This window comes from Riemerella anatipestifer (assembly GCF_009670965.2).
In the GTDB taxonomy this organism is placed as follows: Bacteria; Bacteroidota; Bacteroidia; order Flavobacteriales; family Weeksellaceae; genus Riemerella; species Riemerella anatipestifer_B.
Genome location: NZ_CP073239.1, coordinates 812,500 through 827,504 on the forward strand (window position 1 = coordinate 812,500; position 15,005 = coordinate 827,504).

The window sequence follows — 15,005 nt, forward strand, 5'->3', positions numbered from 1 at the left end:
TAATTTATTTTTCTGTTAAAGTTCTTAGTTTACCTTGTGATTTTAGGAGCTCTATTTCCGCTAATTTATAATCTAGCTTAGATTTTGTAAGGTTATTTTTCGCATCAGCCAAATCTCTTTCCGCTCCCAAAATATCGTTAAGCGTAGCCAAGCCATACTGATAATTTGCCCTTGTATTCGCCATAACTTCTTCTGCCAGCTTTACGTTATTCTCTTGGTTTTTAATGGTAATACTGCTATTTTCCAATTGAGTTTTTGCATTCTTATAAGCTAAATCTAATCCCAATTGCGTTTCCTTTAAGTCGGCTTGTGCCTTTTCAATATCTATTTTATCTTTTTCTATTTTTGATTTGGTGGAAAATCCATTAAAAACAGGAATACTAATATTGAGACCTATTGAGGCCATATCCGACCAATAGACCTTATCTTTTTCCCCGTGCCACCAAGGCATTTTAGCACCTTGCCCTAGCCAACCATAGTTGGCAATTAGAGTTGCCGTTGGATAATATTCAGATTCCGAAGCTTTTTTCTTCCAGTTAAGTAGTTCTAGCTGTTTCTTCAACACCTTAAGCTCTGTTCTTTCAGAAAAATCCGAGTTAGAACTTTCCGAAATAAGTACAGACGGCTCAAAACTCTGCTCTGGAAGCTCTATCTCTTGCTCCATCTGCATACCTATCATAAATTTAAGTGCATTTTTACTTAACTGCACAGCATTGATAAGCTGTTGCTGATTTGCCTTTACATTATTAAACGAAACCAAAGCCCTATCATAATCTATTTTCTTTACTAAACCAGCATCATATAATCCCTTAATAATCTTAACTGTTTGCTCTACAATTTTTAGGTTATCTTGCAGATTTTGCAACATTTGCTCCGTCTGATAAACTTGATAATAGGCATTAGCCACCTTTTCTATAATCTGCTCCTCCGTAAGTTGTGCATTGATGAGATAAAATTCTTTAGTAGATTTAGCCGCTTTTAACCCCGTAAAAACCGTTTGGTTAAAAAGCACTTGCTGAAGCTGAGCCATATGGGTAGATTGCCATCTTTGTCCTAATGTAAGCCTCATATTTTGAGTAGGATTCATAAAATTAGGCATAATAACCTCCTGTAACAAAGGGTTATAGGTTGTATTATTATTGATGGTTATCTTTGGAAAAGCATTCGCTTTAACCTCAGCAATTTCAGCATCACCTCTTTTTATGTTTAGCCTAGCCTTTTCGGCATCCGCTTTATGCTCCATAGCGTGATTTATAGCTTCAGACAGAGACAACATTCTTGACTCCTGAGCCGAAAAAGCACCCTGAAAAAATAAAGCCACAAGACCTATAATTTTAATGCTATTTTTCATTGTTATATGTTAGTTGATTTAAAAATTCTTTTCCTTTTGGTGTTACTATAGCGTTGAGATAAAACCTAACCACCCCCTGACAATAGTTACTCCTACCTATCTTTTGTTCCTCTTCAAAAAGAGGAGAGCTATCAAACGCAAACATCAGTTCTAAAAAATACTTAGCATAGGTTTCTATATCAAAGTCTTTTTCATAAAGCCCTTGTTCTCTGCCTTTAATAACATTATGCTTAAGTATCTCGTAAATACCTTTATAGACATTCACAATGTGTATATTGTAGATTTCTGGGTAATATTTGATGAGCTGTCTTACGAAAACAGTCCTGTTATTCTCAGAAATCTGCTCTATCTTAGTCTCTCTTAAAAGCATTTTTTCTATTGGGTTTAGACTTTTCTCTTCCTCTGCTTTAAGCTGCTCTAAAAGTTGCTTCAACAGAAAGTCTAACACCTCTTCCAGCAACACTTCCTTGTTCTTATAGTTTTGGTATAGTGTTTTTTTAGATATAGAAAATGCCTTAGCTATATCGTCCATAGTGAGGGATTTAGCTCCGTTCTGAACAAAAAGCTCTGAGACTTTTTTCAAAAAAATAATTCTATCTTCCATAATTTTAACGCTGCAAATATAGAATAAAAAACTAGAAAATAAAAAAAGTTTCCAAGTTTATTCACCTGCCTCATTTTAATTACATAGATTTTTCAGTCCTGAAAAAACATTATCTTTGTGAAAAATATTTTATGCAAACCACCAATACTGTTTTAATGATAGAGCCTGTGGCATTTGGCTACAATGCACAAACCGCAGAAAATAATTATTTTCAAGTTAATTCCGAAAATGCAGATACTCAATCTAAAGCTTTACAAGAGTTTAAAAATTTTGTGGAAAAACTTCGTTCTAAAGGTATCACTGTTGTAAGCATACAAGACACTTTAGAGCCACACACACCTGACTCTATTTTTCCAAACAACTGGGTAAGCTTTGGTGCAGATGGGAGAGTAACCCTCTACCCTATGTATGCTCCTAACAGAAGAGACGAACGCCGTATGGATATTTTAGAAAACCTTAAAAACCAAGGGTTCAAAATAAATGAAGTTGTAGATTTAACCTCTTCTGAAAAAGACAATGTTTTTCTAGAAGGTACCGGCAGTATTATTTTTGACCATGATAATAAATTGGCTTATGGCTCAGTTTCGCTAAGGTTAGACGAAAAGCTTTTCCGTGAGTTTTGTGAGAAGTTCGGTTATACGCCTATAGTTTTCCATTCTTACCAAACGGCTGGTACGGAGAGATTGCCTATCTACCACACTAATGTGATGATGTGTGTTGCAGACCGCTTTGTAGTTATCTGCCTAGATTGTATTGACGACCTTCAGGAACGCCAAAATGTAATAGATACAATAAAAAAATCAGGGAAAGAAATTATAGAAATATCTGAAGAGCAAATGCAAAATTTTGCTGGAAACATGCTTCAGGTACACAATGATGAAGGAAAGAAATTTTTGGTAATGAGCCAAAGTGCGTATCAATCTCTTTCTCCTAATCAGATAGAAAGTATAGAAAAATACTCAGAAATTATTTACTCTGACCTTAATACTATAGAAACCAACGGTGGCGGTAGTGCAAGATGTATGTTGGCAGAAGTTTTCTTACCCAAATAAAAACAAGAAGGTTATTAAAATAAATAAGGCGAAAATCTAGAGTTGATTTTCGCCTTATTTATTTATAACCCATAAGTATCGTAAGATTCTGGACTGAATAAAGTCTTAATTTTTATATTAGACTTAACTGGAATACCGTTACAGGTTGCTGGCTTCCAATTTTTTTTAACACGCTTTATTGCATACTTTATATCGGTTTGAAAATAATCGTCATTCTTTAATCTTGGAAGTACCTCTATTTTGCCTACTTTTCCTTTTTCATCTATTTCTAAATTGATAGAGAACAGCCCTTTGGCATAGTAAGTATCTTTATCCAAATAAGCCACCAAATACTTCGCTAAGTCTTTAGAAAAAAGTGCATCTCCTCCTTCAAATCTAGAATGTTCATAATTTAAAGAACACTTATTATCCGTTATAAATATTGGTTTACTTATTCTAACAAGAATGTGAGTATCTGTACCTCCAAAGAAATTATACCCTTCCTGCATATCCTCTATATCCTGTCCAAATGCAGCAGTTGAAATCAAATAAAATAATAATAGAACTAACTTTTTCATACATCCTTCTCTCTTCAAAATTCTTAGTGTAAAGGTACAAAAAATGCCGCTCTAAAAACGGCATTTTACTTATTAAATTACCTCTATTTGATTTCTTAATAAGTCTTCAAACTCATCTCTTTTTCTTATCAAGTGAGCCTTACCATCTAACCAAAATACCTCTGCAGGCTTAAGTCTAGAGTTAAAATTAGAACTCATCTCAAAACCATAAGCTCCTGCATTTCTGAATACTAAAATATCACCTTCTCTCACTTCGTTTATTTTCCTATCCCAAGCAAATGTATCCGTTTCGCAGATATTTCCTACCACAGTATAAATTCGCTCTGGTCCATTAGGATTGGACAAATTTTCTATTTTATGATAAGAATCATAAAACATTGGACGAATCAAATGGTTGAATCCAGAATTAACTCCAACAAACACCGTTGCTGTGGTTTGTTTAATTACATTAGATTTCACTAAGAAATGCCCACATTTCCCTACTAAAAATTTACCTGGTTCAAACCAAAGTTGAAGTTCTTTACCTTGCTCTTCGTTAAATTTAGCTAAAGCCTTTTCTACTTTTTTACCAAGGCTTTTAACATCAGTCTCCATATCTCCCTCTTGATAAGGAATTTTAAAACCGCTCCCCATATCTATATACTTAAGATTAGGGAAATGCTCTGCCAATTCAAACATAATTTCTAGACCTTGTAAGAATACATCAGGGTCTTTAATTTCGCTTCCTGTATGCATATGAAGCCCCTCTACATTAAGCCCTGTGGTCTTAGCTACTCTCTCAATATGACGCATCTGGTGAATAGAAATTCCAAATTTGGAATCTATATGACCTGTAGAAATTTTATAATTCCCTCCTGCAAAAATATGTGGATTTACCCTTACAAAAATAGGGTAAGAACCTCCAAATTTAGTTCCAAACTGCTCTAGGATAGAAATATTATCAATATTGATATGCACGCCTAATTCTACTGCCTCTTCTACCTCCGATATATCTACAGAGTTAGGTGTAAACAAAATCCTATCTTTAGAAAAACCTGCCTTCAAGCCTAGTTTAACTTCGTTAATAGACACACAATCTAAAGAAGCTCCTAACTTTTCTACATATTTAAGTATATTGATATTTGTAAGTGCCTTAGCTGCATAGAAAAATCTCGTTTTCTCCGAAAACGAAGAAGTTAATTTTTCATACTGTTGCTTAATAGACTCTGCATCATATACATACACAGGTGTACCGAATTCTTCTGCTACACTCAGCAAATTCTGATTAGTTATCATAACATTATAATTATTGTAAAGTTATTGTATTTGGTTTACTTCCATTTGTCCCACTTACCATCTATATCTTTGGGAGCAAATACAGACATAAGACTCTTAAGCTCTGTCATATTTACGGAAGCATTGTTACCACTATTGAAAATATTATAGATTTCGTCCTTTTTTGTATCAATAAAAATATTGAAAGGATAATTCATTTGAAACCCATTTTCATAAGTTCTAAGATTTAGCAAAGCGTCAGCCACAGCTTTTTTAGAATTACTATTGGTATTTAGGTTGTACATATTATCCAAGCCTTGACGATGATATTGATAAAACGCCTGTCTAAAAGCAGAAAAGTCTGATTTTAGGATATTATCTATTAATGCCCCTCGTGTCCTTTGCCCTTCCATCTGTGACCACCCTTTATAATTTTGATTTTGTGAATTTTGAGCAATTTTTTGTGATTTTTCAAACCAAGGTTCGCCACCTTTATTTTGGAAAGAATCTGCATCGTAACCCAAAATAAGGTAAACATAGAAGCTGACCACATCTATTAAATTTTTGCCTGAAAACTGTCTTTCATTAAAAATTAAATTCTCGTTTTCGGCATATTCAAAACTAAAGTTAGTGTCGTTGATATTGAGAAGAGGACTTTCGTATTGTGTACTAAACACGGGACGAGTAGATTGCACCACCAAACTACCTCTAAACGAATTATTACCCGTTCTTTCCGAGATAATAATGGCAAAGTTGCATTTTATTTTTTCAAAATTTTGAAGTTTTTTTCCTGTCCAGCTGGTATTGTTTATAAACTCTCTTAAGTTTTTTTCTAGCGTCTTAAATACTTGTGTATTGCTCCCTCCTACCTGTGCAAAATTAATCTGCACATTAGCTTGAAGCTCTTGCCCAAAAGCCAAAGCCCCAAAAAGAATTCCAAAAAAAGCGATTATTTTTTTCATATCAAAAACTTATAAACCAAGTATCTTTAACGCTTAAAAAGAGAATATATTTTCTTAGTTAAGGTGAGGTTGCTCGTTATGCCTCAAACACACTTCCGCTTGAGGATATTTTTCTCTGATGAAATCTGCGGTTTTAATCGCTGCATACACAGAACGATGTTGACCTCCCGTGCAACCAAATGAAACTTGTAAACTTTCGAATCCTCTTGCTAAATAATCTTCTATGTTTATAGAAATGATTTTTTGTGCCAAATCCAAAAACTGAGGCATTTTAGTTTTTTCTTCTAGATAGAGTTGTACCTCCTGCTCTGCTCCTGTTTTAGCCTTATACTCTTCTTGTCTACCAGGGTTTAAGATGCCTCTACAGTCAAACACAAAACCGCCTCCATTGTCTGTGTCATCTTTCGGGATGCCACCTTTTTTATAAGAAAAGCTATATACTTTTACCTTTAATTTGTTCTGTTCCATTACCCTATATTTTCTTCCTCGCCTTTCATTTTTTCTGCATTTTCTGCCATGATTAAGGCATCTAGCATCTCTTGAATATCACCATTCATAAAATTATCCAAGTTGTAAATAGACTTGTTAATTCTATGGTCTGTAACTCGCCCTTGAGGATAGTTATATGTTCTAATTTTAGCCGAACGGTCTCCCGTAGAAACCATCGTTTTTCTTTGAGCCGCAATATCTCCTTGTACTTTTTGCAACTCTATATCGTAAAGTTTTGTTCTAAGCATTTCCATTGCTAACTCTCTGTTTGCCAACTGAGAACGAGCTTGCTGACACACCACTACAATACCTGTAGGTTTGTGCGTAAGCTGTACCTTAGTTTCTACTTTGTTTACATTCTGCCCTCCAGCACCTCCAGAACGAGAAGTTTGCATTTCTATATCAGCAGGGTTGATTTCCACATCTACCTCTTCAGCTTCAGGCAATACCGCCACCGTAATTGCAGAAGTATGTACTCGCCCTTGAGATTCTGTCTCTGGAACTCTTTGCACACGGTGCACACCAGATTCAAACTTCATAATCCCGTAAACACCGTCTCCTTCCACTCGCATAATGAGTTCTTTATATCCTTTTGATGCTTCGTTAGAATCAGTTACTTCATGCTTCCACCCCTTAGATTTAAAATACATAGTGTACATTCTGTAAACATCTTCAACAAAGATAGCTGATTCATCTCCTCCTGTTCCCGCACGAAGTTCTACCATTACATTTTTATCATCTGCAGGATCTTTTGGAATGAGTAAATATTTTAACTCTTCCTCTATTGAAGGAATACGATCTATCGCCTCTTGCTTCTCCATTTTAGCAAGGTCTACCAAATCTTTATCAGAACCGTCAGCTATAATTTCATCTGCCTCTTTTATGGCATTGAGTGCAGTAGAATATTCATCAAAAACCTTTACTATTTTCCCCAAATCACTGTATTCTTTATTAAGTGAGGAATATCTTTTTTGGTCAGAAATTACATCAGGCTGAATAATCAAATCCGCTACTTCATTATAGCGTTGTTTTATGGCTTCTAATTTTGGTATTAAACTCTTTGACATTGTTCTCTAAACTATTAGTGAGCAAAGATAAGGATTTTTTTATGTAGTAAGAGATACTAAACACTATTACATTTCTAAGAAAAATAATTATCTTTACAAGCATAACTAATCATTTTGAAAAATGAAAATAACTCTCAACAGAATTAATGACGATTTTTTATTTGAATGTACTAATAGTGCGGGCAATAGTATACTTCTAGATAATACCTCTCAACCTAATCCCAAAGGCGTTTCTCCTATGGAAACCATGTTAATGGCAGTGGCAGGCTGTAGTGGAATAGATATGGTTTCTATCCTAAAAAAACAAAGACAAAATTTAACGAGTTTTAAAGCTGAAGTGGAAGGAACAAGAGTACCTATTGATGATGCTAAGCCTTTTAAAGCAATCTCCGTGAAATTTTTATTGGAAGGAGAAATCGACGAAAAGAAAGCTTTGAAAGCTGCTCAGCTTTCTTTTGAAAAGTATTGTTCAGTATCCAAAACTTTAGAACCCAATGTCAGCATTGATTATGAAGTTTATCTCAATGGCTCACTCCTTTCGTAAACGAGAAATAAAAAAGACTACCTATATTCTAAGTAGCCTTTTTTCTATTTTACAGTTTCTGCATTAGTTCATCTGTAATTTCCATATTATGATATACATTCTGTACATCGTCATCTTCCTCAAACCTTTGTAACATTTTCATATTCGCAATAAATTGCTCTTCTGATACAGATTTGCTAACATTAGGTATCCTCTGTAATTCTGCATTCTTAACTTCTATCCCCAGTTCATCTAACTTATGAGATAAAGATCCAAAATCCTCAAACGCTGTAGTTACTATAACTTCTGTTTCATCAGAGTCTATATCTTCTGCACCTCCGTCTATCATTTCCATCTCAAACTCTTCCCAATCCATCTTTATCAAAGATTTTTCTAGCGTAAATATCCCCTTTCTATCGAATAGGAAAGAAAGCTCTCCATTCTTCCCAAGGTTACCATCAAATTTATTAAAGATAGCTCTTACATTAGCCACAGTTCTAGTTGAGTTATTAGTAGTACATTCTACAAAAAATGCAACTCCACCTTGTCCGTATCCTTCGTAAGTAATCTCTTCGTAATTCTCAGCATCTGCACCACTTGCCTTTTTAATGGCTCTTTCTACATTATCTTTAGGCATATTAGCCCCTTTAGCATTTTGTATGCACCTTCTCAACGCAGGGTTAGAATCTGGATCTGGACCTCCTGCCTTTACAGCTAATGCAATATCTTTTCCTATTTTAGAAAAAGTTTTTGCCATTTTATCCCAACGAGCCATCTTAGAGGCTTTTCTATATTCAAATGCGCGTCCCATAATTATAATAACATTTAGATGTGCAAAAATACTAATTTTAATACAATAAAAAAACGCCCTCTTACAAGAAGAGGACGCTTTTCTATTTAAGATTAGAAAATACTAATTATTTTCTTTTCTTTTTTACTACTTTTTTCTTCACTACTGGAAGATCAGACTTCTGAAGAGCTCCCCAAGCAGCTGCATCAACAGCTTCTACAACAACCTTTCTGTCTTTCATTCTTTCTTCGTTAGAAGCAGATGCAGGAACTGTAGCTTCAGCAGAACCAACTCCTTTAGATTTTAACTGAGATGGGTTAACACCTCTAGCTTCTAAAGCAGCTACTACAGATGCAGCTCTTTCTCTAGAAAGTTTCAAGTTATAGTTAGCATTACCTTTAACATCTGTGTGACCTACCACTAAGAAAGTACCTCCGTTAGAAGACTTAATTACTTCAGCAGCTTGATCTAACTTAGGGTTAGACTCAGTTCTGATAGATGCTTTATTAAAGTTAAAGAATATTCCATTCAATGCTCCAGTAGCTTCAGTTGCAAATGCAGACTGTGGCTTAGGACAACCATCGTATTGTGGAAGACCAGGAACTGTAGGACATTTATCATCTTTATCTAGTACCCCATCTCCATCTGTATCTGGCCAAGGACAACCGTTATTTTCAGCTGGTCCCGCAACTTCTGGACATGCATCATCTTTATCTAGTACTCCATCTCCATCTGTATCTGGCCAAGGACAACCGTTGTTTTCAACTGGTCCTGCAACTTCTGGACACTTATCATCTTTATCAGCTATACCATCTCCATCTGTATCTGGACATCCTTTAAGTTCTGGTAAACCTGGTGTATCTGGACATGCATCATCTTTATCTAACACTCCATCTTTATCTCTATCTCTGTTACCAAATCTAAAGTTTAATGAAGCTGACGCTTGCCAAAAGTTAGCTAACCCAGATTTATCTGTTGGAGTAGATACATAATCTCCTTGGATACCAAGACCAAAGTTCTTAGTTAACCAAATGTTAGTACCTAAACCAGTTGCTAAAGCGAAATGATCTGCTCTTCTTTGAGTGTATGCCTTATTTTCGCTATAACCTGCATAAGTTACACCATTGTAATTATCAGTTACAGGGAATGTAACACCTGTATAGTCATGTCTCAAGTAGTTAGCACCTACTCTTACATATGGGTCAAACCAAGAATCTTCGTTTCCAAAAAGAAGACCAGCAAATTTAAGCTGAAGACCAAGACCAGTCATCAACATAAATTCTTTACCCATTCCAATTCTCTTATTGTCAACATTACCTACTGAAGTTTGCCAGTCAAGAACTAACGCCTTGTTTAAGTTTCTAGCAACTGTAAGTTTAGACAATGGTGGAGTGATTGTAAAGTTATTGATATTGTACAATCTCTTTCCTGTAAATGCTGTTTTAAAAACATCTCCAGCACTTCCTCCAGCAGCTACATGGTTCACTCCGTGAGCACCAACACCTATTAACCAAGGATTGCTAGTAGTCTGAGCAGAAACAGTAGTAGCAACAGTAAGTGCTAATGCTGAAATTCCTAATTTTAGATTTTTCATAGAATTAAATAATTAAATAATTGATAATGCAAATTAAATATATTTTTTTGTTACTGCCAAAATTTTAGCTATTTTTTTATTTTTTTTTGAATACACGATTCAATTTAACTTTTGTCTCTCTCTCCTTAATCGCTTCTCTTTTATCGTAAAGTTTTTTACCTCTTGCTAATGCAATCAAAACTTTAGCTTTACCTCTATCATTGATATAAACCTTCAATGGCACTATGGTATTCCCTATATCTTTCATCTTCTTACTCCACTTATCCAGCTCTCTTTTATGAAGAAGCAACTTTCGTTCTCGCTTTATTTTATGATTATAGAAAGTCCCTAATTTGTATTCATCTATTGTCATATTGATAATATAGAGTTCTCCTTCTATAAATTGACAAAAACTTTCTGTGATAGATGCCTTAGAAGACCTCAAGGCCTTAATCTCCGTACCTGTTAAAACAATTCCTGCTTCAATCTGTTCTAAAATTTCGTACTCAAAACGAGCTCTCTTATTGGAAATACTGACTGTCCTCTGAATCTTCATCTCGCCCTAATTAAATGCAATTACCATACCAATACACCAAAAACAAAAGGTTGTATTTTAAAAATTCTTCTTATTTTTGTGCAAATTTACAAAACTATATGTTAACAGTATCAAATCTATCTTTACAATTCGGGAAAAGAGTTCTTTTCGACGAGGTTAATATAAAATTCACTAAAGGAAATTGCTACGGTATCATCGGTGCTAATGGTGCCGGAAAATCTACTTTCCTAAAAATACTTAGCGGTAAACAAGACCCTACTACAGGTAATGTGTCTTTAGAACCAGGCAAGAGAATGTCGGTGCTAGAGCAAGATCACTTCGCATACGACCAATACACAGTGCTAGAAACCGTTTTAAGAGGTAATAAAAAACTCTTTGAAATCAAAGAGGAAATGGACGCTCTATATGCTAAACCTGACTTTTCTGATGAAGACGGTATAAAAGCTGGGGAACTAGGTGTTATTTATGATGAGATGGGTGGTTGGAATGCTGAAGCTGACGCCCAAACTATGCTTTCTAATGTTGGTATCAAAGAGGATATGCACTACCAAATGATGAGTGAGTTAGAAAACAAAGATAAAGTAAGAGTATTACTTGCTCAAGCTCTATTCGGTAGTCCTGATGTACTCATATTAGACGAGCCTACTAACGACTTAGATATTGATACTATATCTTGGCTAGAAGATTTCCTTGCTGATTATGAAAACACGGTCATCGTAGTATCTCACGACAGACACTTCCTAGATGCTGTTTGTACTCACATTGGAGATTTAGACTATTCTAAACTTAATCTTTATACAGGTAACTATTCATTTTGGTATCAAGCCTCTCAATTAGCTACGAAACAAAGACAACAAGCTAATAAAAAAGCAGAGGAAAAGAAAAAAGAACTTCAGGAATTTATTGCTAGATTCTCTTCCAATGTAGCTAAAGCAAAACAAGCTACCGCTAGAAAGAAAATGCTAGACAAACTTAACATTGAAGATATAAAACCTACTTCCAGAAGATACCCTGCCATTATTTTTGAACAAGAAAGAGAAGCAGGAGACCAAATTCTAGAAATTAAGGATTTAGAAAAAACCAAAGACGGAGAGTTACTATTCTCAGGGATAGACCTCAACTTAAAAAAAGGAGATAAGGTAGCGGTCTTATCTAAAAACTCTCTAGCTATTACTGAATTTTTCCAAATTATTTCTGGAAACTCTGAAGCGGATAAAGGTTCTTATCAATGGGGCGTAACCACTTCACAGTCCTATATGCCTTTGGATAATACTGAGTTTTTCCAAGAAGACATCAACCTAGTGGATTGGCTAAGACAGTTTACCAAAAACGACGAAGAAAGACACGAAGAATATATGAGAGGCTTCTTAGGAAAAATGCTTTTCTCTGGAGACGAGGCTCTTAAATCTTGTAAAGTTCTTTCTGGAGGAGAAAAGATGCGTTGTATGTTCAGTAGAATGATGCTTCAAAGAGCTAACATTTTACTATTAGACGAACCGACCAACCACTTAGACCTAGAGAGTATTACTACACTTAACAACTCTTTGGTAGCGTTTAAAGGAACATTACTTTTAGCATCTCATGACCACGAAATGCTAGAGACTGTTTGTAACCGCATCATAGAATTGACTCCTAAAGGTATTATCGATAGGCACATGACTTATGATGAATATCTTCAGGATAAAAAAGTAAAAGAACTAAGACAACAGATGTACTCTTAAGAGTAAAAAGGATAATGACAATAGGAAGAGAGGGCTGTAATTTGGTAGATTTCAGTCCTCTTTTTCAATAATAAAGATAGAACTATGACAAAAAAATTAAAACTAGAAGAACTAGGCAGAATTGATATAGAAACTTTTAAAAAAACTTCTAAAACACCTCTCGTGGTTGTTTTAGACAATATTAGAAGTATGCACAATGTTGGTGCTTTATTTAGAACTGCCGATGCGTTCTTAATAGAAAAAATCGTACTCTGTGGCATCACACCACAACCACCTCACAGAGAAATACACAAAGCCGCATTGGGTGCTACCGAAAGTGTAGATTGGATTTATCAAAAAGACATCTCAGAAGCTATAAAAGAACTAAAAACACAAGGTTATAACATCATTGGGGTAGAACAAACCACAGATAGTATCTCTCTATCCGATTTTGAAATAAATCCTAACCAAAAGTACGCTTTAGTCTTAGGAAACGAGGTTGAAGGTCTATCTGACGAAGCCCTTCCTTTATACGATAACTTTATAGAAATACCACAGCTCGGCACCAAACATTCGCTTAATGTAAGTGTTTGTGGAGGTATCGTAATATGGTCTTTTTTTAAAGCCTTAGTATAAAATTTTTAATTACTTTTGCTTGATATATAATTTATTAAATATGAATACCACAAAGTTTTTTTCAAAGTTTATCATATTATCCTCCGTTATACTAACTTTATTTTCATGTAAAAAAGGAGATACACCTTTTGTTGTAAATACCACACCTAAAACCAGCTTAGACAGCATAGCGGAGGAATACTATGAAGGTTACCTTCAGTTTCATCCATTAGAAGCCACCGCACAAGGCGACCCAAGATACAACGATAAATTACCTAGCTTGGAAAAAACTAAAATTACGGAAGAGATTGCTTTCTACAGTGATATGATTAAAAAGCTAGAAGCCGTAGATTATGAAGCTCTTCCTGATGATAAAAAAACAGTTTTTAATGTACTAGATTATTTATTAAAAGATTTAGTAGAAGGCTATGCCTATCATCCAGAATATATACCGTTTACACAATTTTCGGGACTTCCGTTAGACTTTCCTCTTTTGGGAAGTGGGAGCGGAAATCAGCCATTCAAAACGGTAGAAGACTATGATAACTGGCTAAAAAGAATGCAAGAATTTCCTAAATGGATGGAGATAGCTCAAGAGAATTTCAAACTAGGTATCAAAAATAATATTGTTTTACCAAAAAGTCTAGTGGTAAAGATGATTCCTCAAATGAGAGCAGAAGAAATTATATCTAAAGATTCCAACAAAAACATATTTTATAAGCCTCTTAAAAATTTCCCCATTAGCTTTAGTAATGCAGAGAGAAATCGTATTACTAAAAACTATCAGGAGGTAATTATATCCAAAATCATTCCTGCTTATCAGAAAATGGGCGATTTTCTTGAGCAAGAATATTTACCAAAAGCAAGAACTACAGACGGCTACAATACTCTACCAAAAGGTAAGGAAATCTACAATTATCATGTAAAACGCTGGACAACTACCAACCAAACACCAGAAGAAATACATAATACCGGATTAAAAGAAGTTGCTAGAATAAGAGGCGAAATGGAAAAAGTAAAAGAAGAACTGAAGTTCAATGGAACCTTAGAGGATTTTTTGATTCATTTAAAATCTGACCCTAAGGCAATGCCTTACCAAACGTCTCAAGAAATTTTAGATGGGTTTAATGCTATCTTATCAAAGATTGAGCCTAAGCTAAAAACGATGTTTAATAATGTTCCGAAGACAGGTTTTGAAATTAGACAAACCGAAAAATTTAGAGAGGCATCTGCTAGTGCAGAATATCAACCTGGAACTCCAGACGGAAAAAGAAACGGTATTTTCTACATTCCCATTCCGAATCCTAAAGCCTTTAATGTAACTTCTGGTATGGAGTCTCTTTTCCTTCACGAAGCTATTCCTGGGCATCATTATCAAATTGCTTTACAACAAGAGAATCTTAATTTACCAAAATTTATGCGTTTTGGTTGGATAGGTGCTTATGGCGAAGGTTGGGCGCTCTATTGTGAGGCTTTAGGAAAAGAATTGGGACTTTATACTAACCCTTATCAAAAAATGGGAGCTTTAAGTGATGAAATGATGAGAGCTATTAGGCTCGTTATAGACACTGGATTGCATACTGGAAAACTCAATAGAGAAGAGGCTATAAAATATTTTCTAAGTAATGTAGCATACGATGAAGCTGGTGCTACAGCGGAGGTAGAACGTTATATGTCTATGCCAGGACAAGCTCTAAGCTATAAGACTGGAGCATTAAAGATACAAGCACTAAGAGCTAAATATGAAAAAGATTTAGGCACTAAATTCAACTTAGCGAAATTCCATGATGAGCTCTTAAATCAAGGTTGTCTTCCTCTACAAGTTCTTGAAAGAAAAATGGAAGTCTGGGCAAAAAACCAAAAATAGAGGTGTAATGTATAAATAGAGGTTTGTATTTTTAAAGACTCTTAC

15 protein-coding genes are annotated in these 15,005 nt (G+C 34.9%); 5 read left to right on the plus strand and 10 right to left on the minus strand.

Annotated features, from left to right (window positions below; translation table 11 throughout):
* Positions 1 to 4: 4 nt before the first annotated feature.
* Both D1J36_RS03780 and D1J36_RS03785 read right to left on the minus strand, forming a co-directional pair.
* Entirely contained in the window at positions 5 to 1,351 is a 1,347-nt protein-coding gene (locus D1J36_RS03780; RefSeq protein WP_154137707.1) for a TolC family protein, read from the minus strand.
* A complete protein-coding gene (locus D1J36_RS03785; RefSeq protein ID WP_154137706.1) occupies positions 1,341 to 1,955 on the minus strand; it encodes a TetR/AcrR family transcriptional regulator in 615 nt (204 codons plus the stop codon). Before D1J36_RS03785 ends, D1J36_RS03780 begins: the two co-directional genes overlap by 11 nt.
* Positions 1,956 to 2,086: 131 nt before the next feature.
* Between D1J36_RS03785 and ctlX the strand changes: the two genes are divergently transcribed.
* Positions 2,087 to 3,007 (plus strand): citrulline utilization hydrolase CtlX, encoded by a 921-nt coding sequence (gene ctlX / locus D1J36_RS03790; RefSeq protein ID WP_154137705.1) that lies wholly within the window; start codon positions 2,087 to 2,089, stop codon positions 3,005 to 3,007.
* 62 nt (positions 3,008 to 3,069) lie between these two features.
* Here ctlX and D1J36_RS03795 read toward each other — a convergent pair whose 3' ends face one another.
* The 5 genes from D1J36_RS03795 to prfA form a co-directional block, all read right to left on the minus strand.
* Positions 3,070 to 3,564: a hypothetical protein gene (locus tag D1J36_RS03795; protein WP_154137704.1), complete on the minus strand. Its 495-nt coding sequence runs from the start codon at positions 3,562 to 3,564 to the stop codon at positions 3,070 to 3,072.
* Positions 3,565 to 3,636: 72 nt separating this feature from the next.
* Positions 3,637 to 4,839: a diaminopimelate decarboxylase gene (lysA, locus tag D1J36_RS03800; RefSeq protein ID WP_014937860.1), complete on the minus strand. Its 1,203-nt coding sequence runs from the start codon at positions 4,837 to 4,839 to the stop codon at positions 3,637 to 3,639.
* Between the two features lie 35 nt (positions 4,840 to 4,874).
* Positions 4,875 to 5,780: a DUF4835 family protein gene (locus D1J36_RS03805; RefSeq protein WP_154137703.1), complete on the minus strand. Its 906-nt coding sequence runs from the start codon at positions 5,778 to 5,780 to the stop codon at positions 4,875 to 4,877.
* Positions 5,781 to 5,834: 54 nt separating this feature from the next.
* Positions 5,835 to 6,248, minus strand: a complete 414-nt coding sequence (locus tag D1J36_RS03810; protein WP_154137702.1) for a RapZ C-terminal domain-containing protein — start codon at positions 6,246 to 6,248, stop codon at positions 5,835 to 5,837.
* A complete protein-coding gene (gene prfA / locus D1J36_RS03815) occupies positions 6,248 to 7,336 on the minus strand; it encodes a peptide chain release factor 1 (RefSeq protein WP_013446962.1) in 1,089 nt (362 codons plus the stop codon). The genes D1J36_RS03810 and prfA overlap by 1 nt, the downstream gene beginning before the upstream one ends.
* 121 nt (positions 7,337 to 7,457) lie before the next feature.
* Between prfA and D1J36_RS03820 the strand changes: the two genes are divergently transcribed.
* Positions 7,458 to 7,880, plus strand: a complete 423-nt coding sequence (locus tag D1J36_RS03820; protein WP_154137701.1) for an OsmC family protein — start codon at positions 7,458 to 7,460, stop codon at positions 7,878 to 7,880.
* A 49-nt stretch (positions 7,881 to 7,929) separates the two neighbouring features.
* Here the strand turns inward: D1J36_RS03820 and D1J36_RS03825 are convergent, their stop codons facing one another.
* The 3 genes from D1J36_RS03825 to smpB all read right to left on the minus strand — a co-directional run bounded on the left by D1J36_RS03825 (position 7,930) and on the right by smpB (position 10,778).
* Positions 7,930 to 8,670 (minus strand): YebC/PmpR family DNA-binding transcriptional regulator, encoded by a 741-nt coding sequence (locus D1J36_RS03825; RefSeq protein ID WP_154137700.1) that lies wholly within the window; start codon positions 8,668 to 8,670, stop codon positions 7,930 to 7,932.
* Positions 8,671 to 8,776: 106 nt separating this feature from the next.
* The gene (locus tag D1J36_RS03830) at positions 8,777 to 10,243 is read right to left on the minus strand and encodes an OmpA family protein (protein WP_154137699.1); all 1,467 of its coding nucleotides are present in this window, start codon (positions 10,241 to 10,243) and stop codon (positions 8,777 to 8,779) included.
* A gap of 76 nt (positions 10,244 to 10,319) precedes the next feature.
* Positions 10,320 to 10,778: an SsrA-binding protein SmpB gene (gene smpB, locus D1J36_RS03835; protein ID WP_154137698.1), complete on the minus strand. Its 459-nt coding sequence runs from the start codon at positions 10,776 to 10,778 to the stop codon at positions 10,320 to 10,322.
* 98 nt (positions 10,779 to 10,876) lie between these two features.
* On the opposite strand from smpB, the gene D1J36_RS03840 reads away from it, so the two are divergent.
* The 3 genes from D1J36_RS03840 (at position 10,877) to D1J36_RS03850 (ending at position 14,960) form a co-directional block, all read left to right on the plus strand.
* Positions 10,877 to 12,499 carry an ABC-F family ATP-binding cassette domain-containing protein gene (locus D1J36_RS03840; protein ID WP_154137697.1) on the plus strand — a complete coding sequence of 541 codons (1,623 nt, stop codon included), beginning with the start codon at positions 10,877 to 10,879 and terminating at the stop codon, positions 12,497 to 12,499.
* Between the two features lie 84 nt (positions 12,500 to 12,583).
* Positions 12,584 to 13,114, plus strand: a complete 531-nt coding sequence (locus D1J36_RS03845) for an RNA methyltransferase (RefSeq protein WP_154137696.1) — start codon at positions 12,584 to 12,586, stop codon at positions 13,112 to 13,114.
* 40 nt (positions 13,115 to 13,154) lie between these two features.
* Positions 13,155 to 14,960, plus strand: a complete 1,806-nt coding sequence (locus D1J36_RS03850) for a DUF885 domain-containing protein (RefSeq protein ID WP_154137695.1) — start codon at positions 13,155 to 13,157, stop codon at positions 14,958 to 14,960.
* Positions 14,961 to 15,005: the final 45 nt, after the last annotated feature.